General features: G+C 67.5%; 24 protein-coding genes and 1 pseudogene. 9 read left to right on the forward strand and 16 right to left on the reverse strand.

All coding sequences use genetic code 11. The features are described 5' to 3' along the window. Positions 1–97 precede the first annotated feature (97 nt). A complete protein-coding gene (locus FHW78_RS12130) occupies positions 98–733 on the reverse strand; it encodes a response regulator transcription factor (protein ID WP_183640658.1) in 636 nt (211 codons plus the stop codon). A 342-nt stretch (positions 734–1,075) separates the two neighbouring features. On the opposite strand from FHW78_RS12130, the gene FHW78_RS12135 reads away from it, so the two are divergent. After that, positions 1,076–1,513 carry a transposase gene (locus tag FHW78_RS12135; protein ID WP_183640661.1) on the forward strand — a complete coding sequence of 146 codons (438 nt, stop codon included), beginning with the start codon at positions 1,076–1,078 and terminating at the stop codon, positions 1,511–1,513. A 91-nt stretch (positions 1,514–1,604) separates the two neighbouring features. Here the strand turns inward: FHW78_RS12135 and FHW78_RS12140 are convergent, their stop codons facing one another. Further along, the gene (locus FHW78_RS12140) at positions 1,605–1,850 is read right to left on the reverse strand and encodes a DUF3297 family protein (RefSeq protein ID WP_183640663.1); all 246 of its coding nucleotides are present in this window, start codon (positions 1,848–1,850) and stop codon (positions 1,605–1,607) included. 145 nt (positions 1,851–1,995) lie between these two features. On the opposite strand from FHW78_RS12140, the gene FHW78_RS12145 reads away from it, so the two are divergent. Next, the gene (locus FHW78_RS12145; protein WP_183640666.1) at positions 1,996–2,559 is read left to right on the forward strand and encodes a hypothetical protein; all 564 of its coding nucleotides are present in this window, start codon (positions 1,996–1,998) and stop codon (positions 2,557–2,559) included. 17 nt (positions 2,560–2,576) lie between these two features. Here the strand turns inward: FHW78_RS12145 and FHW78_RS12150 are convergent, their stop codons facing one another. Both FHW78_RS12150 and FHW78_RS12155 read right to left on the reverse strand, forming a co-directional pair. After that, positions 2,577–3,263, reverse strand: coding sequence for a hypothetical protein (locus FHW78_RS12150; protein ID WP_183640668.1), 687 nt, complete (start codon positions 3,261–3,263; stop codon positions 2,577–2,579). A gap of 80 nt (positions 3,264–3,343) precedes the next feature. After that, positions 3,344–3,955: a LysE family translocator gene (locus FHW78_RS12155; protein ID WP_183640671.1), complete on the reverse strand. Its 612-nt coding sequence runs from the start codon at positions 3,953–3,955 to the stop codon at positions 3,344–3,346. A gap of 106 nt (positions 3,956–4,061) precedes the next feature. Between FHW78_RS12155 and FHW78_RS12160 the strand changes: the two genes are divergently transcribed. After that, positions 4,062–4,526, forward strand: a complete 465-nt coding sequence (locus tag FHW78_RS12160) for an Lrp/AsnC family transcriptional regulator (RefSeq protein WP_183640674.1) — start codon at positions 4,062–4,064, stop codon at positions 4,524–4,526. A gap of 27 nt (positions 4,527–4,553) precedes the next feature. On the opposite strand, the gene FHW78_RS12165 is transcribed toward FHW78_RS12160, so the two are convergent. Beyond that, positions 4,554–5,741, reverse strand: a complete 1,188-nt coding sequence (locus FHW78_RS12165; RefSeq protein WP_183640677.1) for an SGNH/GDSL hydrolase family protein — start codon at positions 5,739–5,741, stop codon at positions 4,554–4,556. A 232-nt stretch (positions 5,742–5,973) separates the two neighbouring features. Between FHW78_RS12165 and FHW78_RS12170 the strand changes: the two genes are divergently transcribed. Continuing rightward, positions 5,974–6,960 carry a winged helix-turn-helix domain-containing protein gene (locus FHW78_RS12170; protein WP_183640679.1) on the forward strand — a complete coding sequence of 329 codons (987 nt, stop codon included), beginning with the start codon at positions 5,974–5,976 and terminating at the stop codon, positions 6,958–6,960. A gap of 17 nt (positions 6,961–6,977) precedes the next feature. Here the strand turns inward: FHW78_RS12170 and FHW78_RS12175 are convergent, their stop codons facing one another. The 9 genes and pseudogenes from FHW78_RS12175 to FHW78_RS12215 all read right to left on the reverse strand — a co-directional run bounded on the left by FHW78_RS12175 (position 6,978) and on the right by FHW78_RS12215 (position 13,863). Then, on the reverse strand, positions 6,978–7,259 hold the full coding sequence (locus tag FHW78_RS12175; protein ID WP_183640682.1) for a DUF4031 domain-containing protein: 282 nt from the start codon (positions 7,257–7,259) through the stop codon (positions 6,978–6,980). Between the two features lie 42 nt (positions 7,260–7,301). Continuing rightward, positions 7,302–7,715, reverse strand: coding sequence for a DUF3037 domain-containing protein (locus FHW78_RS12180; protein WP_203321911.1), 414 nt, complete (start codon positions 7,713–7,715; stop codon positions 7,302–7,304). Beyond that, entirely contained in the window at positions 7,678–8,445 is a 768-nt protein-coding gene (locus FHW78_RS12185) for a HipA family kinase (RefSeq protein WP_183641393.1), read from the reverse strand. Before FHW78_RS12185 ends, FHW78_RS12180 begins: the two co-directional genes overlap by 38 nt. Positions 8,446–8,533: 88 nt before the next feature. After that, positions 8,534–9,481, reverse strand: a pseudogene (gene motB / locus FHW78_RS12190) (flagellar motor protein MotB); the annotation flags it as partial. Between the two features lie 9 nt (positions 9,482–9,490). Next, the gene (gene motA, locus FHW78_RS12195; RefSeq protein WP_183640689.1) at positions 9,491–10,345 is read right to left on the reverse strand and encodes a flagellar motor stator protein MotA; all 855 of its coding nucleotides are present in this window, start codon (positions 10,343–10,345) and stop codon (positions 9,491–9,493) included. A gap of 86 nt (positions 10,346–10,431) precedes the next feature. After that, complete coding sequence (locus tag FHW78_RS12200; RefSeq protein ID WP_183640692.1) at positions 10,432–11,475, reverse strand: CorA family divalent cation transporter; 1,044 nt, start codon at positions 11,473–11,475, stop codon at positions 10,432–10,434. Between the two features lie 89 nt (positions 11,476–11,564). Then, positions 11,565–12,032, reverse strand: a complete 468-nt coding sequence (msrB, locus tag FHW78_RS12205; RefSeq protein WP_183640694.1) for a peptide-methionine (R)-S-oxide reductase MsrB — start codon at positions 12,030–12,032, stop codon at positions 11,565–11,567. 177 nt (positions 12,033–12,209) lie between these two features. After that, positions 12,210–12,767 (reverse strand): DUF3016 domain-containing protein, encoded by a 558-nt coding sequence (locus tag FHW78_RS12210; protein WP_183640696.1) that lies wholly within the window; start codon positions 12,765–12,767, stop codon positions 12,210–12,212. 136 nt (positions 12,768–12,903) lie between these two features. Next, the gene (locus tag FHW78_RS12215) at positions 12,904–13,863 is read right to left on the reverse strand and encodes an AraC family transcriptional regulator (RefSeq protein ID WP_183640699.1); all 960 of its coding nucleotides are present in this window, start codon (positions 13,861–13,863) and stop codon (positions 12,904–12,906) included. Positions 13,864–14,034: 171 nt separating this feature from the next. Between FHW78_RS12215 and FHW78_RS12220 the strand changes: the two genes are divergently transcribed. The 3 genes from FHW78_RS12220 to FHW78_RS12230 all read left to right on the forward strand — a co-directional run bounded on the left by FHW78_RS12220 (position 14,035) and on the right by FHW78_RS12230 (position 16,649). Continuing rightward, entirely contained in the window at positions 14,035–14,769 is a 735-nt protein-coding gene (locus tag FHW78_RS12220) for an SDR family oxidoreductase (RefSeq protein WP_183640702.1), read from the forward strand. A 116-nt stretch (positions 14,770–14,885) separates the two neighbouring features. Continuing rightward, positions 14,886–15,920 (forward strand): aldo/keto reductase, encoded by a 1,035-nt coding sequence (locus FHW78_RS12225; RefSeq protein ID WP_183640704.1) that lies wholly within the window; start codon positions 14,886–14,888, stop codon positions 15,918–15,920. Between the two features lie 72 nt (positions 15,921–15,992). Next, positions 15,993–16,649, forward strand: coding sequence for a DsbA family oxidoreductase (locus FHW78_RS12230; protein ID WP_183640706.1), 657 nt, complete (start codon positions 15,993–15,995; stop codon positions 16,647–16,649). A 71-nt stretch (positions 16,650–16,720) separates the two neighbouring features. On the opposite strand, the gene FHW78_RS12235 is transcribed toward FHW78_RS12230, so the two are convergent. Together FHW78_RS12235 and FHW78_RS12240 are read right to left on the reverse strand one after the other, a co-directional pair. Further along, complete coding sequence (locus FHW78_RS12235) at positions 16,721–16,933, reverse strand: hypothetical protein (protein WP_183640708.1); 213 nt, start codon at positions 16,931–16,933, stop codon at positions 16,721–16,723. Positions 16,934–17,073: 140 nt separating this feature from the next. Next, positions 17,074–17,697 carry an arylesterase gene (locus FHW78_RS12240; RefSeq protein ID WP_183640711.1) on the reverse strand — a complete coding sequence of 208 codons (624 nt, stop codon included), beginning with the start codon at positions 17,695–17,697 and terminating at the stop codon, positions 17,074–17,076. 131 nt (positions 17,698–17,828) lie between these two features. Here FHW78_RS12240 and FHW78_RS12245 point away from each other — a divergent pair, with 131 nt between their 5' ends. Both FHW78_RS12245 and FHW78_RS12250 read left to right on the forward strand, forming a co-directional pair. Beyond that, positions 17,829–18,509, forward strand: coding sequence for an ABC transporter ATP-binding protein (locus FHW78_RS12245; RefSeq protein WP_318288313.1), 681 nt, complete (start codon positions 17,829–17,831; stop codon positions 18,507–18,509). Next, positions 18,506–20,998 (forward strand): FtsX-like permease family protein, encoded by a 2,493-nt coding sequence (locus tag FHW78_RS12250; RefSeq protein WP_183640716.1) that lies wholly within the window; start codon positions 18,506–18,508, stop codon positions 20,996–20,998. The genes FHW78_RS12245 and FHW78_RS12250 overlap by 4 nt, the downstream gene beginning before the upstream one ends. Positions 20,999–21,006 lie beyond the last annotated feature (8 nt).

Raw genomic sequence — 21,006 nt, forward strand, 5'->3', positions numbered from 1 at the left:
GCCCTGGCCTTCGAATCGGATTATTCCTAATGTCGCGACGCCCGCGGGCGTGCTTCATCTCTCAGACAGCGTTTTTGTACGGAGACACGGTCGTCCGTCAGGAGAGCATGCCCTTCTCGCGCGCGTAGGCGTAGATGTCGAAGTCGTTCTTCAACCCCAGCTTGGCCATCGCCTCCTGCTTCTGCGTGCTGATGGTCTTGACGCTCCGGTTGAGCTGGCGGGCGATCTCGGTCACTGACTTGCCCGATGCGAACAGGCGGATGACCTCGGTCTCGCGCGGCGAAAGCGGAACCGCTTGCGCGGACTTGCCATTGCCGGCCTGGATCAGCAGGCGCTGGCTGGCCTTGCTGACGTAGATCTGCCCACGCATGACCGTCTGCACGGCCGTGGCCAGTTCGGTCATCGCGTCGGTCTTGTTGATCAGGCCACGCACGCCGATATCCAGGATCGATTGCAGGACGGCCGGGTTGGTGACCATGGTCAGCACGATCAGCGGCATCTCGGGCAGGCGGCGCTGCAGCAGTCCGATCAGGGACAAGCCGTCGGCTTCGTCCTCGTTGGGCATGCTGAAATCGGTAATCACCAGGTCGCAGGGATGCTGGGCGAGGATCTCCATCAGCGAACCGCTGGAACCGGCAACCGCGACGATCTCGTGGCCCGAGCGTTCGAGCAGCTGACGGACAGCGGCAACGATGATCGGGTGATCGTCGGCGAGCACGATCTTCAATGTCATGTGCCGTGGTCTCCCGGATTCTGGGCTGAAAGCAGTCACATTCTATATCGGGGCTTTGCCATTCCGCGAACCTATCGGATTCGCAAGCCACCGCCATCGCATATTTTGTGACTACGTCTGCGGAACGTGCGCTTTACGGCGGAATTATCGCTTGCGCACCAGCGAATCCGTGCCATTCCGGAATTTTTCAGACGATTCCGATGTTCGATGGCCTGTGACGGGAAGAACACTGCGAAAACGGTGGATCCGCGGTTGCCGACGGATATGCAGACAAGGGGCCAAGACGATGTCTGCAGTGGGCACGGAGTCCGCCGCTTCCATGTCCCAGACGGTAGCCAGAACATGCTGACTGAAAATCAGGAAAGTCTCGACGCCACGATCAGCCGCCTGACGCAGACGCAGGATGCGTCCTGTTCCCTGTCGGCGGTGCTTGAACCCCAGTTGAGCGATGACGAGTGGGCGCACATCGTGGTCAATCTCGGGGGGAGACTCGGCGCGCGCGCGCGCGGCCACAAATCCAGTGCCCGCTGTTTCGTCGAGGCGGTGCTGTGGATGGCGGGAAGCAACGATGCCTACTGGCGTTGCCTGCCCATCGAATACGGCGCCAACCACAGCGTCTACGTGCGCTTCTCGCGCTGGGTCAAGGCGGGACAATGGGACCCGGTGCTGGCCTGCCTGCCGGAAAGCGACGCCCGGCGGCAGGGCCTGGCCCGGATGGTCGCGAGCCATCGTGCCTCGCTGCAACGCAAGCAGCGGTACGCCAACCATCAGGCTGCCTGATTCGGCAGGTCGCGGGTGATCGGGTGGAACGCATGTTCCACCCGGGCACAACCCCGACGATGCATGGCGGGCGCGGGCGCCCGCCTTGAACTCAATGCTGTTCGCGGAAGTAGGCGACCACTTCGCCCTTGATCTTCAACGTCATCGGATTGCCGCGGCGATCCTTGGACTTGCCCACCGGCACCCGGATCCATCCTTCGCTGACGCAGTATTCCTCGACGTTGTCGCGTTCGACGCCATTGAAGCGGATGCCCACGCCGCGGTCGATCATTTCCGCATCGTGGAAGGGGCTGCGCGGGTCGGAGGCCAGGCGGTCGGGGGGCGTTTCGGTGCTCATGGTGGTGGTTTCATGTGTCGCGGAAGGCGCATAGGATAAACGTCCGGGGGCCGCCTCCCAAGTTCCTGCCGCAGCCCGCGTCCTCGGTGACGAACCCCATGGTGGAGGCGAGGCAGGAATCCCGCGGATATCCAGGACATTTCCCATGACCCTACCCGACGAAGACGACTTCGACGCCGACGATGCGTTCTCCCGCTCCGGTGACGACGAGGACGAGGACATCGATCTGGGTGATCAGGAAGCCCTGATCTGGAACCTGCTGGTACTGATCAACCCGGGTGACGAGGAGACCGCGCTGCGCCAGTTCGCGACCTGGCGCGAGCGCATGGCCGAGGCCGACAGCGACGACGATGGCCGGATGCTGTGGGCGCTGAAGGACGCGATCGACTGGATGTCGGGTTTCTATGTCGACTGGAAGGACAGCGAGTCGCTGATCGACAGCGTGAACGAACTGGCTGCGCGCTGGAACATCGACATCGACTGGGGCGGCGATCCCGGCGACGAAGACTTCCTCGATGGCGTGGACGTGCCGGGCCTGATGGCGGTGGCCTATGACCGCCTGCGCGAACATGGCTACACGCTCTGGAACTGGAACACCGACGGCGATGCGTATGCGGGCTGGATCGCGCTCAGCCGGGACGACGAGGGCATGCAGCAGCTGTGCGCGGCCCTGGGTATCGAACTGCGCCCCGGCAGCGACGCGTTCTGACCGGCTGGCGACCGCGATCAGCGCCGGGATTCGGCTTCATCTCCCAGCGCCATGCCGGCACCCAGGCCCATTCCCGCACCGGCGCCACCCGCTCCGGCTCCGGCGTTACCCGTCTTGCCGCCACCCTGGCGTGGGTCGTCGCGCGCGCCCTCGTTCTTGCCAGCCTTGCCACCGCCGCCACCGGGACGCGCCGGGCCCTGGGGAGGAATGGACAGGCCGGGCGGTATCGGATCCAGATCAAGGGCTTGGCGGATGAAATCGCGCAGCGACATCACCAGTTCATCGGTGCGTATCGGCCGGCCTTCCACCATGTCGGTGGCGGCGCGGGCGGCCAGCCGCACCTGTTCGTCGGTGCCCAGCAGGACGATGTCGGACAGCGCGGCCTCGACCGCGTCGCGAATCCTCCGCGAACGATCCGAACCGGTGCCGGCCTCGTCGTCACCGCCCTGGGCCTGCCGGATCCGAAGATCCCGCAGGTGCGTCGGGTCCACGGCCAGATGGCCGGTGAAGGAACCTCCCAGGGTCTTGTAGGCGGCGATGAGCGTGCGCAGCCGTTCGTTGATCTGGCGATTCTCGCGTTCCCGCCGTTGCTGGATGGTCTGCATGACCAACAGGCGGATACCGACGCCGATCAAGGTGATTACCGCCAAGCCGAGCAGCGTCGACAGCAATGTCTGCCACGAACTGAAGTCCAGACCACGCATGCGATGACCTCCGGTATCCGCCGCGTTCGCGGCGGGTGGAACGATAGCAGGCCGGATGCGCGCCGCACTCCGGAGGATGATCAGCCGATGGCCAGCTTTCCCGCCGCCACCGCGATGAGCCCGCCGGACACGCCTTCGATCCAGCGGCGGCGACGTTCGTCGAGACCGTTGCGCCAGCCGCCGGACGCCATGGCCAGGGCGAGCAGGGAATAGAACGCGGCGCACAGGCCGATGAAGGTAGCCGATAGCGCAATGGCCTGCGGCGCCGCCGGAGTCGCGCTCGAGATGAACTGCGGCAGGATCGCGAAGTAGATCATCATGCCTTTCGGATTGAGTACCGCGGTCAGGAAACCACGGCGGAATTCCGCCTGATGCCCGTCGCCACGGACCTGCAAACCACCCGGTCGCGTCGCCGACCGCAGCAGGCGCCAGGCCAGCCAGGCCAGGTAGGCGACGCCCGCCCAGCGAAGCATCGCGAACAGCGGCGGCGACGCGGCGATCAGGGCCGCCAGCCCGAGTGCCGCGAGCATCGAATGCACCAGGTATCCGGTGCAGACTCCGAACGTGGCGCGCAATCCGGCACCGCCGCCGCCGCCCAGGGTCTGGGCGACGATGAACAGCATGTCCGGGCCGGGCGTGGCGATCAGCGGCAGCACGGTGGCCGAGAAGAGCAGCAGGGTGGTCGTGTCCATGGCCGATCATGCTAGGGACACTGCCTTGCCACGGGGTTGCGAATATTCCAGAAATTTCGGATAGATTGGCATTCGATGCCAATAAAATCCTGAAATGGAGGTTTCAATGCCTGTGAAGCTGGACGAGCTGGATCGCCGCATCCTGCGCGCGCTGCAGGGGGACGGGCGCATGCAGAACACCGAACTGGCACAGGTTGTCGGCCTCTCGCCCTCGCCATGCCTGCGCCGGGTACGGCTGCTGGAGCAGGCCGGCGTCATCGAACGCTACGTGGCGGTGGTCAATCCCGCCGCGGTGGGTTACCCGCAGACCCTGTTCACGCGGGTGTGGCTGACCGCGCAGGACGCGGACACCATCGACCGTTTCATCGCCGCGATGGAACGCCTGCCGCAGGTGATGGAGTGCTACATCATGCTGGGCGAATGCGATGCCATGCTGCGGGTGGTGGTGGAGGACCTGGACGACTATCGCCGCTTCCAGACCCGCCACCTCACACGCGCCAACGGCATCCAGAACGTCAAGACGGATCTGCCCAGCCAGGTCGTGAAGCGCAGCCACGCCCTGCCAATCTGACGTCCACGGCCGCGTGATTCCTGGCCGTCATCGGGCCATCGTTCCTGAGGGCCCGTTGCCCTCTGCTAGGCGCACGAGGTCAATGGCGTCCGCCATCGCCTGGTAGCCGGCATCGTTGGGATGCAGGTGGTCGCCGCTGTCGTAGGCGGGCAGCAGGCGATCAGGCTGCGCGGGATCGCGCATCACCCGATCGAAATCCACCACAACGTCGAACGCGCCCGATTCGCGGATCCAGGCATTGACGGCTTCGCGCTTGGCGAGCGCCTCCGCGCTGGGCGGTGCGGGGAAGGTGGTGCCGCCGCGCGGCAGCAGGGTCGCGCCCCAGACTTTGATACCGCGCGCACGGGCGCGGGTGATGATCTGTTGCATGCCCTCGATGATCTGCGTGGCGCTGACCTTCTGATCCGGCGCTTCGAGCCGGTCCGAGGCGGAGATGTCGTTGCCACCCTGCAACAGCAGCATCCAGCGCACGCCCGGCTTGTCCAGCACATCGCGTTGCAGGCGCGACAGCGAACTCGGCCCGCGATAGGGCGCCACGCCGTCGTTGAGGATGCGATTGCCGGCGATGCCGGCGTTCACCACGGCGATGGACGCCAGCGCCGGATCACGTTGCAACCGTTGCGCGAGCCGATCGGGCCAGCGCGCATTGGCGTTTTCGCTGGAGCCCACGCCATCGGTGATCGAATCGCCCAGCACGACGAAGGCGCGCGCGCCCGCTGGCGCGGCGACTTCCAGATCGGTCAGCAGGTAGCGGGTATCGTCGGGTTCGCCTTCCGGTTCGAACCGCGACCGCGAGGTGAGATCGCCCCGCGCCAGGTACACCGTCTGGTTGCCGACCTGGTGGACGGTCGGCGCGGCCGCGCCCTGCGACAGGTACAGACTGATGGCGAGCATCTCCAATGCCGTCACCGGCAGATCCACCGCGTCACTCAGGACCGACCCTCCCGGCGGGAGCGTCACCTGCGGCAGCCCGGCGAACGTCACCGATCCATCGCTGTCGGCTTGGATGGCGACACCGTCCGCATGCCGGGCCAGCCGGACCGGACCGATCGTGAGTGGCTGGCTGCCGAACAGGTTGGACAAGCGCACGCGGACCGCCGCTCCGCCCAGGCTGGTGCGAACCACTTGGCGTATCGTCACCGGCGGCAACGCGTCTCCCGCCCCCACCGGCGCCGCACTCCAACTGGCGACCCAGTGATGGTCGTCGTCGCCCATGGGAGGCTGTGCCTGGACGGGGACCGGCGATGCCAGCGCAAGCAGCAGGCAGGCCAGGGGAAGAGCAAAGGATCTCGACGCGAAGGGCATGCGGGTTTCCCGGGTTGGATTGGAAGCAGCCGGCCCTGTCTGGCAGCGACCGGTGCGCGGTACGATGCCGGTCCCGCCGGCCCGAAGTCCTGAAGGCGGGCCTGAAACGCGCTGAAAAGTTCTGAAACGGATGGAAGAACACTTGCACACGACCGCGCGAACCACGCTGCGCCTGGGCGACTGGCAACTGGATACGATTTCCGGCGTGGCCACGCGCGATGGCGGGCGCATCCAGTTGGAACCGCGCGCGCTGGCGCTGCTGTTGCGTCTGGCGGAACGGCCGGGCGAGGTGGTGAGCATCGACGCACTGCTGGCCCGGGGCTGGCCCGACGTCATCGTCAGCCAGGATTCGGTGTATCAGGCCATAACCTCGCTGCGCCGCCAGCTGGGCGACGACCCGCGGCAGCCGCGCTACATCGCCACGGTGCCGCGGCTGGGCTACCGCCTGATCGCCGACGTTTCCGCGACCACGCCGCTCGGTCCGGTCGCGGAATCACCCGGCGTGGACGGTTCGCCATCCGGATCTGACCGGACCACCATCGACGAGGGACGGGAAGGCCGCGAACATCGGCCGTCCCGCGTTCCCGTGCGCATCGGCTTGTGGCTGGTGGTCATGCTGCTGGCGGCGTCCGCCGTGGCGGCTTATCAGCTGACCCGGCCCGTCAATACGGAGACGCCGTCGATGGCATCACTGTCCGTGCTCGCGCCGGCGCGCTTGCAGACGCTGGCCGTGCTGCCATTCCTGGATTTGACTGATGCGATGAACGAGGAACCGTTCGCCGACGGCATGACCGAGGAACTGATCGTCCGCCTGAGCAAGGTGCCCGGATTGAAAGTGTCGGCGCCGACCGCGTCGTTCCAGTTCAAGGACAAGCAGGTGCCGGTCCCCGAGATCGCGCGTTCACTCGGGGTGTCCTATTTGCTGGACGGCAGCGTGCGCAAGTCGGAGCGAACCCTGCGTGTATCCGTGCGCCTCCTGCGTGCCGACGACGGGTTCGTGGTGTGGTCGGATACCTACGATCGCCCGCACGAGGACAAGCTGGCGATGCAGGATCAGATCGCCGGAGAGGTGACTTCGGCGCTGGAGCGGCTGGCGCCGCGGGCGACGGATTCGCCCGCTGGCCGTTGAGGCGACGCCAGCGCGTCTCAGTCGCCGCCGCGGCCCTGTTCCCTGGCGCGCGCGATCACCGCCTTGACCAGCGTTCGGTCCACGTGCCGCGAGATGGCGATCGCGCCGAACCGGATGGCGTCCTCGCGCAATTCGGCGGTCACGTCGTAGTGGGCGCCGCTGGTCTTGTTCTGGAACGCGCGACGCGGGATGCCCAGCCGTTGCGCCATCGCATGCAGTTCCTCCAGCGTGTCCGCCATCAGGTGCGCCCAGCGCTGGCCGCGCCAGAGGTGCACCGCGTCATCCACGTATACGCTCATTGATCGGCTGCCGGAGGGATCATCGCAACGGCTCCGGATGACTCACTTGATCCGTACCATGCGGTCAAGCAGGTGCTCCATGACCGCCTCCATGTCGCCGCACTTGCCCATGTGCACCGGCGAGGTCTGGATGATGGCACTGCGTTTGGCGGTCAACCAGTGGAATCGCGCGCGTTTGGGCAACATGCCGATGGGACCGGCTTGGGCGCCGCCTTCGCAGATGCGCGGAATCGCGGCCAGGTGGCGTTGCAGGGAATCCAGATCGATACGCGGATCCAGCGCCAGCACGCGGGCTTCGTCCAGCTCGATGCGCGCCTGCAGGAAGCCGGTCTTCTCGCAGGACACGATCACGCCGACGTTGATGAATTCCTCGCGCTCCACCCGCGGCACGACCCGGATGACGGCGTAGTCGTAGCTGTCAGTCGCGCGCACGCTGGGCCTCCTGCGCGAACGCATGCGGCAGCGCCAGGCGCTGCTGCAGATAGTGGGTATAGGCCGCACGCTGCTGGTCGGGCGGACCGAAGGCGTCGCCACCCTGCAGCCACGTGTCCGGTACCAGTGCGACGATGTCGGCCAGCCGTTCCGGGGACAGCCTCGCGCTGAGCCGCGCGTCGGCGGCTTCCAGATCGCTGGCCCAGGGCAGCAGGACATGATCCCGGATCAGCGGGAACGGCCTGCCGGCGCCACTGGTATCACCGTCCCAGCCGTGATGGAAATAGAGCGAGGCGCCGTGATCGATGAGGGTCAGCCGGCGATGCCAGATCAGCAGGTTGGGATTGCGCACGGTGCGATCAACGTTGCTGATGAAGGCATCGAACCAGACGATGTCCGACGCCAGCGCCGGGTCCGGCTGCTCGGCCACGGGATCGAAATTGGCCGAGCCCGGCAGATAGTCCAGCGCCAGGTTGAGCCCGGCACTGGCCTTGATCAGATCCTGGATCTCCGGATCGCCCTCGGTGCGCGCCAGCTCCGCGTCCAGTTCGACCAGCACGATTTCCGGCACCGGCAATTGCAGTGCGCGGGCGATTTCGCCGGAAATCAGTTCCGCCACCAGCGCGCGCGGCCCCTGGCCGGCGCCGCGGAACTTGAGGACATACATGCCGTCGTCGTCCGCCTCGACGATGGCCGGCATCGAGCCGCCTTCGCGCAGGGGTGTCACGTAGCGGGTAGCGGAAACGGTGCGCAGCGTCATCGCGCAAGGATAGCCTCCCGCGCGGGTACGGCGAAGCCCGTCAGGGATGCCCGCCGCGCGCGGGCAGGGCGGGTGCGGCCGGCAAGGCCGGCACCTGGGTGTCCGCGTCGGCCAGTACCTTGCCCAGCGCCATGCCGCTGCCGTCCAGCGCTTCGGCCTCGGCCGCGCGGGTCATGATGACGATGCTGATGCGACGGTTGATCGGGTTCTGCGGATCCTGCTTGTCGAACAGCACGGAGGACGACAAGCCGACCACGCGGGTCACCTTGTCCTCCTGCATGCCGGCTTCGACCAGCGCCCGCCGCGCCGCGTTGGCGCGGTCGGCGCTCAGCTCCCAGTTGGTGTAGCCGGCCCGGGCATACGCGGTGACGTCGGTGTGGCCGGTCAGGCTGATGTGGTTGGGTACGCGATTGATGAAGCCGGCCAGCTCGTGGAGGATGTCGGTCGTGTACGGCTTGAGCGAGGAACTGCCCAGATCGAACATGGGCCGGTTCTGCTGATCGACGATCTGGATGCGCAAGCCCTCGGGGGTCAGATCGATTAGCAACTGATCCTTGAACGGCTCCAGCGCCTGGCTGCGGCTGATCGCCTCCTCCAGCGCTTGCATCAACGCTTCCAGCCGCTGCTGATCCTGCGCGTGTTCGCGTGCCTGGTCCTGCGCGCTGGCTTCGCGCGAGGCCGGCGTGCGGCCGTCCGGATCCGGTTTGCTGAAGGGGTCGTCGCCACTGCCGCGCGGGATGTCCATCGTGCCGCCCAGCTTGATCATCGAGGTACTGGCGCCGCCGGGTCCGTTGGGACCGGGCGCGGGCGAGAAGCTCTTGCCGCTGAGCGGGCTCGGGTTGCGGAAGTACTCGGAGATCGCCGCGCGGTCCTTGTTGGTGGTCGCGCCGACCAGCCACATGACCAGGAAAAACGCCATCATCGCGGTGACGAAGTCGGCGTAGGCGACCTTCCAGGAGCCGCCGTGATGGCCGCCGCCCTGAATCTTGCGGACCCGGCGAACCACAATGACCGTGGATTTCTCGGCCATGGCGCGTGCCTACTTGGCGCCCTTGAGATGGGTCTCGAATTCGGCGAACTGCGGACGCACCGCCGACGGCAGCGTCTTGCGCGCGAACTCCAGTGCCACCTTGGGGTTGTAGCCGCGCAGGCAGGCCAGCAGGGCGGTCTTGACGCTTTCGTAGATGCGGCTGTCCTGCTCGGCGCGCGCTTCCAGCGCCGCGGCCAGCGGGCCGACGAAGCCGTAGGCCAGCAGGATGCCCAGGAAGGTGCCGACCAGGGCGCCGGCCACATGCGCGCCAACCTCGGCGATGTCGCCGCCGATCGAACCCATGGTGATGACGATGCCCAGCACCGCGGCGACGATGCCGAAACCCGGCAATGCGTCGGCGACTTTCGCCAGCGCGTGGGCCGGCGCCATCATCTCGTGATGGTGCTTCTCCAGCTCCAGTTCCAGCAGCGGTTCCAGCTCGTGCGGCTCGATGTTGCTGCCGACCATCAGGCGCAGGCAGTCGGTGATGAAGTCCATCAGGTGGTGATCGGCCAGCACCTTGGGATACTTGTTGAACAGATCGCTGGAGCCCGGATTGTCGACGTGCGATTCCAGCGAAATGAAGCCTTCGCGGCGCGCCTTGTTCAGCAGCTCGTACATCAGGGTCAGCACGTCCAGGTAATCGGACGACTTGTACTTGACCCCCTTGAACACCGCGGGAATGCTGGCGAAGGTGGCCTTCACCACCTTCGGCGGATTGCTCATCAGGAACGCGCCCAGCGCCGCGCCGCCGATGATCACCAGTTCGAACGGCTGCCACAGGGCGGCGAGCTTGCCGTGCGAGGCGACGAAGCCGCCGAGCACGCTGGCGATGACGACCAGGATTCCTACGATGATCAACATGGACGAGGCGCGGCGTGGGGTACGAAGGAATGTCGGCCCCGGTCCGGGTTTCTTGAGTCGCCGCGGGGAGGCCGCGGACGGGCGGCTCAGGTCGAGCGCGAGACGCCCAGGCGGCGCAGGATCAGGTAGACCGCCAGGCTGGACAGCAGCCCCAGCACTAGCGCGGCGGAGGCGCCCGCCCGGTGATCGGCGAAGGGCAGGCCATGCAGGTTCATGCCGAACACGCCCACGACCAGGCTGGGCGGCAGCAGCAGCGCGGTGATCATCGACAGCACGTAGAGGTGCGTGTTGGTGCGCTCGGCGAGTTTGGCGGCGACCTCGTCCTGGAGCAGGCGGGCGCGCTCCTGCAGGGTCGAGACGTCACCGTCCAGATCATCGAAGCGCTGGCCGAGGCGCGACGCCACCGGCAGCAGTTCGTCCTCGTCCTCGTCCGGGGCGTGCCGTTGCTCGAACTGCTTGAGAACCCGGCGCATGGCGGTCAGCGGCCGGTGCAGGCGCACGCTCTGGTGCCGCAGCGAGGCCAGGTCGCGCCGTTCGTCGCCGATGGCGTCGGCCAGCACGCGGTCCTCGATGCGATCCAGCGAGTCGGAAAGATCATCGGTGGCGCGTTCCACCGAGTCGGCGAAATGCTCGGCGATGGCTTCCAGCACGCGGGCCGGATGGCTGCAGCGTTCACCCGCGCAAAGTTGCCGCCGGACCGTCTCGACCGATCGCAACGGCTGCCGGCGGGCGGTGACCAGCAGGCCGTCGCCGCCACCGATGGCGAAATGCAGCCAGCCCAGGCCGTCGTGATGGCCGGGCGCGCGCGGCGCGGTCCCGCCGGCACGCTGGTGTTCCCAATCGACGAACACGCCGTAGGCGCCGTCCTCCTGGCGTTGCAGGATCACGTGGGTATCGTGGGACAGCAGCGCTTCGCGGGCATCCTCGGACAGCGCCAGCCGGGCGATGGACTGCGCGCTGCGGGCGTCGCTCTGGTTGAAATGCAGCCAGCGCCAGCCATGGTGTTCACCCGGTTCCATCGGGTCACCGGCCTCCATCGGCGTGGCGCGCCCCTCGGCATCGAAGCGCACGGCCCACAGCAGGCCGGGGAACCCGTCAAACAGGACGTCGGCGTCGGAACGGACCAGCATGGCGATGCCGCCTTCACGGCAGACGACAGTTTCGTGACCGGCAGGTTACATGCGCCGTGTGCCGGTTTTGTGACAGCGCCGTGGCGCGGTCAGGACAGCGGCTGGCCTTCCGGCGCGCCGCGCTGCAACCGGTCCGGCAACGGTTCGCCGTCGCCGGTGAAGTCCAGCGACACCGAATTCAGGCAATGGCGCTCGTGGGTCGGTGGCGGGCCGTCCGGGAAGACGTGGCCGAGGTGGCTGCCGCAACGGGTACAGACGATTTCGGTGCGTACCATGCCGTAGCTGTTGTCGCGGATCCGGCCGACATGCTGCTCGTCGAACGGCGCGAAGAAACTCGGCCAGCCGGTGCCGGAATCGAACTTCGCGCTGGAACGGAACAACGGCAGCCCGCAGAAGCGGCAGGTGTAGGTGCCTTCGCGCTTGTTGTCCAGGAACACGCCGCAGAACGGCGCTTCGGTGCCATGCTGGAGCAGGACCCGGCGTTCATCGTCGCTGAGGCCGTCGGTGAGTTGCCGGCGCTGGGCATCGGTGGGAGGCGTGAGATCGAAGGCGCTCATGGAAGGCTCCGGGGTTCGTCCGCAGTCCTATATGGTGGCGGCCGGGCGGACCGCAAGTGCGGGCGGGCAACGCCGAATGCCCGCGCAGGAATGAAGCTGCCGCAGGCGCGGAAACGAAGAAAGGCGGCCATGGGCCGCCTTTCCCTTTCATCCGGTGCCTCCGGGACAACGCGCGATTCAGGCGTCGTCGCGACGGAACTCGCGATACAGCCAGTCGTCGAGCATGCGCTTCTCGTAGCGCAGCGGGTCCGTGTCCATCACGTTGCCGCCGCTCATCATGAAGGCGCTGTCGACCAGCTTGCGCTCGCCCTGGGCCAGCACCTGGCCATTGGCGTCCTTCAATTCGAAGTTCAACGTCACCCGCGGCGGATAGATGTCCTTGATGATGCGGATGCGATCCATGTTGAACCCGCGGCCGGGCTCGTAGCTGCCGGCGCGGCGGATGTCGGTGATGGTGATGTGCATCTGCTGGCCCGGCGCCAGGCGCTTGCCGGCCTGCTTCTGCAGGTAGGTGGCCAGGTCCACCACCCAGTTGCCCTGCACCGCTTCCCAGCGGTTGCCGCTGTAGCGGATGTCGGTGAACTGGCCGGGGTCGGTCCACTCGACGCTGACGGCGTTGGCGGTCGGCAGTTCGCGCGGGGTATTGGGGTCGGTGACCGTCCTGGACTTGGCCAGCAGCGGTCCACTCAGCGCCAGTCCCAGCACCAGGGCGGACAGGAGGGATACGCGTTTCATGACCGGTCTCCGAAAGTATCAGGGGACTCAGATTCTGCGCCGGCCCCCCGGGGGCGGCAACGCGTCGGCGGGCTTTTCCGGCGCGTCCGTCACCCGAAGTTCATGTCCTTGAACGGCAGCCGATCCACACCGGTCTTCAGCTCGTGCGCAGCCGCTCCACGTCGCGCAGGGGCGGGGCGCCGAACATGCGGCTGTACTCCCGGCTGAACTGCGACGGGCTTTCGTAACCGACCCGATGCCCCGCGGTCGCCGCGTCCACCACCTCGGTGAGCAGCAGGCGGCGGGCTTCCTGCAATCGCAACTGCTTCTGGTACTGCAGTGGACTCATCGCGGTCACCGCCTTGAAGTGGTGGTGCAGCGCCGAGGGGCTCATGTGCACTTGCCGGGCGATGTGATCGATCCGCAGCGGCTGATGGAAATTCTGGCGCAGCCAGCCAATCGCCCGCGCCACCCGATGGCCCTGGCTTTCGGCCACGCCGATGTGGCGCAACATGCCGCCCTGTTCGCTGCGCAGCAGGCGGTAGTGAATCTCGCGCTGGATCAGTGGCGCCAGCAGCGGAATGTCGCGCGGGGTTTCCAGCAATCGCACCAGCCGCAACGCGGCGTCCAGCAGTTCCGGATCGCACTGGCTGACCGCGATGCCGCGCGAAGGCGGCGGCAGCGGCGCGGACACTTCCTCGGCCTGGGTCACCAGCGCGGCGATGTCGGCGGGCGGAAGTTTCAGCACGAAGCACAGGTAGGGCTGCTCGGGCGTGGCCTGGATGACCTGTCCGGTGATCGGCAGATCCACCGAGGCCAGCAGGTAGCGGGAAGCATCGTAGTGGTAGACCTCTTCGCCCAGCAGGGTCCGCTTGCTGCCCTGCGCGATCAGGCACAGCGCGGGTTCCTGCAGTCCGCCCATCGGCGCGCTGGGCGCGCTGAGCCGGGAAAAGCGCAGGTTGTCGATGGCGGTGGCATGGATGCCGTCTTCGCTGGAGAATCGTTCAATCGCCGCGGCCAGGGCGGCGCGCCCTTCCTCGATCCGGGCGTCCGCACTGGATGCCGGCGGCAGGCCGGACGGCGAGGCGGGGTTTGCAGAAACAGGGGAGGTTTCCATGGCGATGGAGTCTACGCCCGGTCCGGGAGGGCCGATACGGCCCGGCGGGGCCCGCGGCAGGATCAGGCAAGAATGACGGAGGAACCGGATATCGGCGAAAGCAGTGGCGGCACCAGACTGCGCCTCCCGCCGGCGCATCCCGCGCCGGCCATCGCGAGAAGGCCATCCCCCATGTCCGGAATCGAAGGAAAAGTCATCGCCATCACCGGTGCCAGCAGCGGCATCGGCGAGGCTACCGCGCGTGAACTGGCGCGCCGTGGCGCCCGCGTGGTGCTCGGCGCGCGCCGCACCGAACGCCTGGAGCAATTGGTCGCCGGCATCACCCGCGCGGGCGGCCAGGCCGTTTACCGCAAGCTGGACGTCACCGATCTGGAAGACACGCGCGCGTTCGTCGAGCAGGCCCGCGCCGAATTCGGCCGGGTGGACGTGATCATCAACAACGCCGGCGTGATGCCGCTGTCGCCGCTGGAAGCGCTGAAGATCGATGAATGGAATCGCATGATCGACGTCAACATCCGTGGTGTGCTGCACGGTATTGCTGCCGGCCTGCCGGTCATGAAAGCGCAGGGCGGCGGCCAGTTCGTCAACGTGTCGTCCATCGGTGGCCATGCGGTGTATCCGACCGCGGCGGTCTATTGCGCCACCAAGTACGCGGTGCTGGCGATCTCCGAAGGCCTGCGCCAGGAACACCAGGATCTGCGGGTCACCGTGATTTCCCCGGGCGTGACGACCAGCGAACTGGCCGACACCATCACCGATCCGGCGTCCAAGGCCGGCATGGACGAGTTCCGCAAGATCGCGATTCCGGCCGAGGCCATCGCGCGGGCGATCGCCTATGCCGTCGAGCAACCCGATGATGTGGACGTCAGCGAAGTGATCGTGCGCCCGACCGCCAGCGCCTACTGACAGGCACCTGCCCCGGTTCCGCGGATGGAAGGCAACAAAGCTTTCCATCCCGCGGCTTGCCCGCTCCGGCGCGGAGGAGTGAAATGGCGGACCCTCCCCCGCATGAGTTTTCCGCCATGGAATATCGCTACCTGGGCGCATCCGGTTTCCGCGTGCCCGTCCTCAGTTTCGGCACCGGCACCTTCGGGGGCCAGGGCGCACTGTTCAGTTCGTGGGGCCAGACCGATGTCGCCGAGGCGCGCCGGCTGATCGACGTCTGCCTGGACGCCGGACTGAACATGTTCGACAGCGCCGACGTCTATTCCAAGGGCGCGGCCGAATCGATTCTCGGCGAAGCCATCAAGGGCCGGCCGCGCGATTCGCTGATCCTCTCCACCAAGGCGACCTTCCGTTTCGACGAAGGCGAGAACAGCGTCGGGTCATCCCGCTACCACCTGATCAATGCCATCGATGCCGCGCTCAAGCGTCTGGGCACCGACTACATCGACCTGTTCCAGTTGCATGGTTTCGACGCGCGCACGCCGGTCGAGGAAGTGCTGTCCACGCTCGACGATCTGGTGCGGGCCGGCAAGATCCGCTATCTCGGCGTGTCCAATTTCTCCGGCTGGCATCTGATGAAATCGCTGGCGGTGGCCGATCGCTACGGCTGGTCGCGCTATGTCGCCCACCAGGCGTACTACTCGCTGGTCGGACGCGACTACGAATGGGAACTGATGCCGCTGGCCGCCGACCAGGGCGTGGGCGCGGTGGTCTGGAGTCCGCTGGGTTGGGGCCGCCTGACCGGCAAGATCCGTCGCGGCCAGCCGCTGCCGGAAACCAGTCGCCTGCAATCGCAGACCAGCATCGATTCCGGTCCGCCGGTGGATCAGGAGCATCTGTTCCGGGTGATCGACGCGCTGGACGAAATCGCCGCCGAGACCGGCAAGACCCTGCCGCAGATCGCCCTGAACTGGCTGCTGCAACGCCCGACCGTTTCCACCATCGTGGTGGGCGCGCGCAACGAGGATCAGCTGAAGCAGAACCTGGGCGCGGTCGGCTGGAACCTGAGCGCCGAGCAGGTCGCGCGCCTGGACGCGGCCAGCGCCGTGACCAAGCCATATCCGTACTGGCACCAGGCCGGCTTCAAGTACCGCAATCCGACCACGGTCTGATCCGGTTCATTCGTCCCATTGCCGCTGGCGCAACCCCACGCCAGCAACCGTCGTTTGCCAGGAGAGATTCGCATGAGCCAGCCGGTCAAGATCGATTTCGTTTCCGACGTCGTGTGTCCGTGGTGCGCGATCGGGCTGCAGTCGCTGGAACAGGCCATCGCCCGGGTGGGCGGTGATCTGCAGGTGGAACTTCACTTCCAGCCGTTCGAGCTCAATCCGCAGATGCAGGCCGGCGGCGAAGACGTCGTCGAGCACCTGACCCGCAAGTACGGCATGAGCGCCGAGCAGGCGCGCAGCAACAGCGAGGCCATCCGCCAGCGCGGCGCCTCGCTGGGTTTCACCTTCGACATGGATCGCCGCCGCCGCATCGTCAACACCTTCGACGCCCACCGCCTGCTGCACTGGGCTGAGCAGGAGCACCCGGACATGCAGCGCGCGCTCAAGCACGCGCTGCTGCGCGCGTATTTCAGCGAAGGCCAGGACGTGTCCTCTCCGGACGTGCTGGCGCAGCTGGCCGAATCGGTTGGCCTGGACGGCGCGCGTGCGCGGGCCATCCTGGCATCGGACGAATATGCCGAGGCGGTGCGGGCACGCGAGCGGCTCTACCAGGAACACGGCATCAACGCGGTGCCCTCGGTGGTGTTCAACGATCGCCACCTGATCCAGGGTGGCCAGCCGGTGGAAGTGTTCGAACAGGCGCTGCGGCAGCTGTCCGGCATCGCCGGTTGAAGCGGGATGGCAAGCGCCTGCCGGGCGCGGGACGCGGGAGAGGGTCCGCTTCCCGCACCCGGCAGGCGGACTCAGCCGTGGCGGGACACGACCACGGCCTCGCGGCCGGCCATGTCCATCACCACCGCAGTCGGGATGCCGTGATGCTCGTACAAGGTCGCGGCCAGCAGCCGGGCGCTGTCGCGGGCGTCGTTCAGGGTTTGGAACCGGGAACGGCCATGCTCGCCCTCATAGAGCTGCCAGCCGTCGTTGGCGGCGGCGATGGTGAACAGAAGACGGGGCATTGGAACCTCCGGAAACCAGCAGACGCGCGTCCTGCGCGGTTGCATAGCCTGCCCGGAGGCGAGGCGTTGCACATTCAGCGGATTCCGCTACGTGCTGTAGGAAAAAACCTACCCCGCCCCGCCGGCCGGCCCCGGGACCGTCACTTCAGCAGGGGGGCCAGCACCGTCCAGACGTGGTCGCGGATCTTCGGCTGCGCCGCCGCCACCGGATGCAGGTTGTCGGCCTGGAAGTTGGCGCGGTCGCGGGCGACGGGTTCCAGCAGGAACGGCAGCAGCGGCAGCTTGTACTGGTCCGCCAGCGCCTTGAAGTTGGCTTCAAAACCGCGCGTGTAGTCGGGGCCGTAGTTGGGCGGGATGCGCATCCCGATCAGCATCACCCGCGCGCCGGATTTGCGCGCCGCCTGGATCATCCTGTCCAGGTTGGCGCGGGTCTGCGCCAGCGACAGGCCGCGCAGGCCGTCATTGGCACCCAGTTCGATCACCACGATGGCCGGGCGATGGCGCTGCAGTTCGGCGGCAATGCGCGAGGCGCCACCGGCGGTGGTTTCGCCGCTGATGCTGGCGTTGACAATCCGCCAGCCCGGCCGGGTGCGCTTGACCTGTTCGGCGGTGAGCGCGACCCAGCCTTGCGCGGCGGACAGGCCATAGGCGGCGGAAAGCGAATCGCCCATCACCAGGACGGTGCGTGGCGCGGCGGCGGCCGGCGCCTGCGCGGCCAGCGGCAGCGCCAGCAGCGACGCCAATAGCAGCAGGGCGGTACTCATGGCACATTGCAGGCGGGTCCGGGCGGCCCCATACCGGATGTTCTTAAAGAACATTTAATCCGTGCTCCCAATGATGGAGGGGCATCAGCATAGAGATGATCATGGCCGATTCCACCGCACCCCGTACTCCCGTGACAGACGCGCTTCAGGTAAGCGGCCTGGGCAAGCGCGTGGGGTTGCCAGGCGGCGATCTGACCATCCTCGAAGACGTGGGTTTCCGCGTTCCGCGCGGTGCCACGGTCGCGATCGTCGGCGCTTCGGGGTCGGGCAAGAGCACGCTGCTGTCACTGCTGGCGGGCCTGGATACGCCCTCGGGCGGCACGGTGGTGCTGGAAGGCGAACCGCTGTCGTCGCTGGACGAGGATGGTCGCGCGCGGGTGCGCGGCGAGAAGGTCGGCTTTGTGTTCCAGAGTTTCCAGTTGCTGCCTTCGCTGACCGCGCTGGAAAACGTGATGCTGCCGCTGGAACTGCGCGGCGATGCCGACGTCGAGGCGTCGGCGCGACAGATTCTGGAGAAGGTGGGGTTGGGCCAGCGCCTGGGTCACTACCCGCGCCAGCTCTCCGGCGGCGAGCAGCAGCGCGTGGCGCTGGCGCGCGCGTTCGTCACCCGGCCATCGCTGCTGTTCGCCGACGAACCCACCGGCAACCTCGATACCCACACCGGGCAGGCGATCATCGAACTGCTGTTCGCACTGAATGCGGAAGCCGGCACCACGTTGGTGCTGGTCACCCATGACGAACATCTCGCCGCGCGCTGCGGCCGCCACCTGCGGCTGGACAGCGGTCGCTTGATCGCGGACAGCGCCGCATGAGAACGCTGAAGATGGCCTGGCGCCAGCTGCGCCGGGATCTGGCCGCGGGCGACATCCGCATCCTGTTCGCCGCGCTGGTGCTGGCGGTGGTGGCGGTGACCGCGGTGGGCTTCGTCACCGATCGCGCCGAACGCGCGTTGGCCATCGAGGCCAACCGGTTGCTGGGTGGCGACGCGGTGGTACGCGGTGACGCGCCGATCAGCGAGGAACTGCGCGGCGCCGCGAGTGGCGCGGGCCTGCGGCAGACCGAGACCCTGGAATTCCAGAGCATGATCCGCGCCGGCGAGGATCTGAAGCTGGGCGAGCTGCGCGCGCTCGGCGAAGGCTTCCCGCTGCGCGGCAGTTTCCGCATCATCGATGCGCAGGGCGAACACGATGCGCGCGGCATTCCCGCCCCTGGCACCTTGTGGATGACCCAGGCGGGCGCCGACACCCTCGGTGCCCGCGAAGGCGATCTCATCGGCATCGGCAACATCCAGCTGCGGCTGGCCGCCCGCGTGGTGCAAGAACCGGACGCCGCGCTCGATTATTTCAACGTCGCGCCACGGGTGTTCCTCAACATCGCCGACGTTCCGGCGACCGGGCTGGTGCAGGAAGGCAGCCGTCTCCGTTACCGGCTGGTGGTCGCGGGCGATGCCGGCGGCGTCGAACGCTTCACCGCCGCCGCGCGCACCCAACTGGCGCGCGGGCAGCGGCTGGAAACCATCCAGGATGCGCGACCGGAGATCCGCTCCGCGCTGGACCGCGCCGGCCGCTTCCTCGGCCTGGCCGCGCTGGTGTCGGTGGTGCTGGCCGCGGTCGCGGTGGCGATGGCCGCGCGCCGCCACAGCGAGCGCCACCTGTCCGGCACTGCGGTGATGCGCTGCCTGGGTGCCAGCCAGCGCACGCTGGTCGGCGTGCACGTGGGCGAATTGCTGCTGCTGGGACTGATTGCCTGCACGGTCGGCGTGGCGATCGCTTTCGGCCTGCAATGGGCGATCGGCGGTTGGCTGGAGCGCACGCTGGAGATATCGATACCGCCGGCGGGCCTGCTGCCGGCCTGGCAGGGCTACGGCGTCGGCCTGATCGTGCTGCTGGCCTTTGGCGCGCCGCCGGTGCTGGCGCTGCGGCGGGTGCCGGCGCTGCGGGTGCTGCGCCGGGATCTGGATCCGACCGAACCCAGCGCGTGGCTGGTGGCGCTGGCCGGTTTCATCGGACTGGGCGCGCTGCTGTGGTGGAAGGCCGGTTCGGCCACGCTGGGCACCGCGATGCTGATCGGCATCCTTGCCACGCTGGCGGTTCTCGCGGTGCTGGCGTGGGCGCTGATCCTGATCGTGCGGCGGGTACGCGGACGCCTGCGCGGCAGCCTGCGCTACGGCCTGGCCAACGTCAGCCGACGCGCGGGCACCAGCATCGCCCAGATCTCCGCGCTCGGCCTGGGCCTGATGGCGCTGCTGCTGCTGACCTTCGTGCGCACCGACCTGCTGGATCGCTGGCAGATGGCGCTGGCGGCAGATGCGCCCAACCGTTTCATCATCAACGTGCAGCAGGATCAGGTCGCGCCGGTGCGGGATTTCCTGCGCGCGCAGGGACTGGGTGAAACCACGCTGTACCCGATGATCCGGGGCAGGCTGATTGAGCTCAACGGCAAACCCGCGAGCGGCGACGACTATGCCGAAGCCGATGAGCGCACCCGCCGGCGTGCCGACCGCGAGTTCAACCTGTCGGTGGCCGATCGCTTGCGCGACGACAACGTGGTGACGGCCGGCAAGTTCTGGACCGGCGTGCCGGCTTCGCCCGAACTGTCGGTGGAGGAGGACTTCGCCGAATCGCTGGGCTGGAAGATTGGCGACAGGGTCACCTTCGACATCGCCGGTCAAAGCTTCGAAGGGCGCATCACCAGCCTGCGCAGCGTGGACTGGGAGAGCTTCCGGCCCAATTTCTTCGTGCTCGCATCGCCGCGTTCGCTGGATGGCTACTCGGCCAGCTACATCACCGCGGTCAGCGTGCCGCCGGCGCAGACGCGCTTCACCCGCAATCTGGTCACGGCATTCCCGAACCTGTCGGTGATCGATGTCGATGCGGTGCTCAAGCAGGTCCGCAGCACCGCCGACCAGGTCTCGACGGTCGTGCAGGTGGTGTTCTGGTTCTCGTTGGCCGCGGGCGTGCTGGTACTGCTGGCGGCGATCAGCGCCAGCCAGGACGAGCGCCTGCTGGAAGGCGGGGTGATGCGGGTGCTCGGCGGCAGCCGCCGCCAGCTGAGGCTGGCGCAGGCGTCCGAATTCGCCGCCATCGGCCTGCTGTCGGGGCTGGTCGCGGCCATCGCGGCCTCGGTGCTGGCCGGCGTCATCGCCACCCAGGTGTTCGAACTGCCCTGGCGCACCAACTGGCAACTGGCCGCGGTGGGGGGCGGCATCGGCCTGCTGGCCGCGTTGGCGGCCGGCATGTTCGCCACGCGGCGCGTGCTCGACGCGCCGCCCTCGGTCACCCTCCGTGAACTCCAGAACTGATGCGGATG

It is taken from the genome of Pseudoxanthomonas sp. OG2 (genome assembly GCF_014192765.1).
Taxonomy (GTDB): domain Bacteria; phylum Pseudomonadota; class Gammaproteobacteria; order Xanthomonadales; family Xanthomonadaceae; genus Pseudoxanthomonas_A; species Pseudoxanthomonas_A beigongshangi.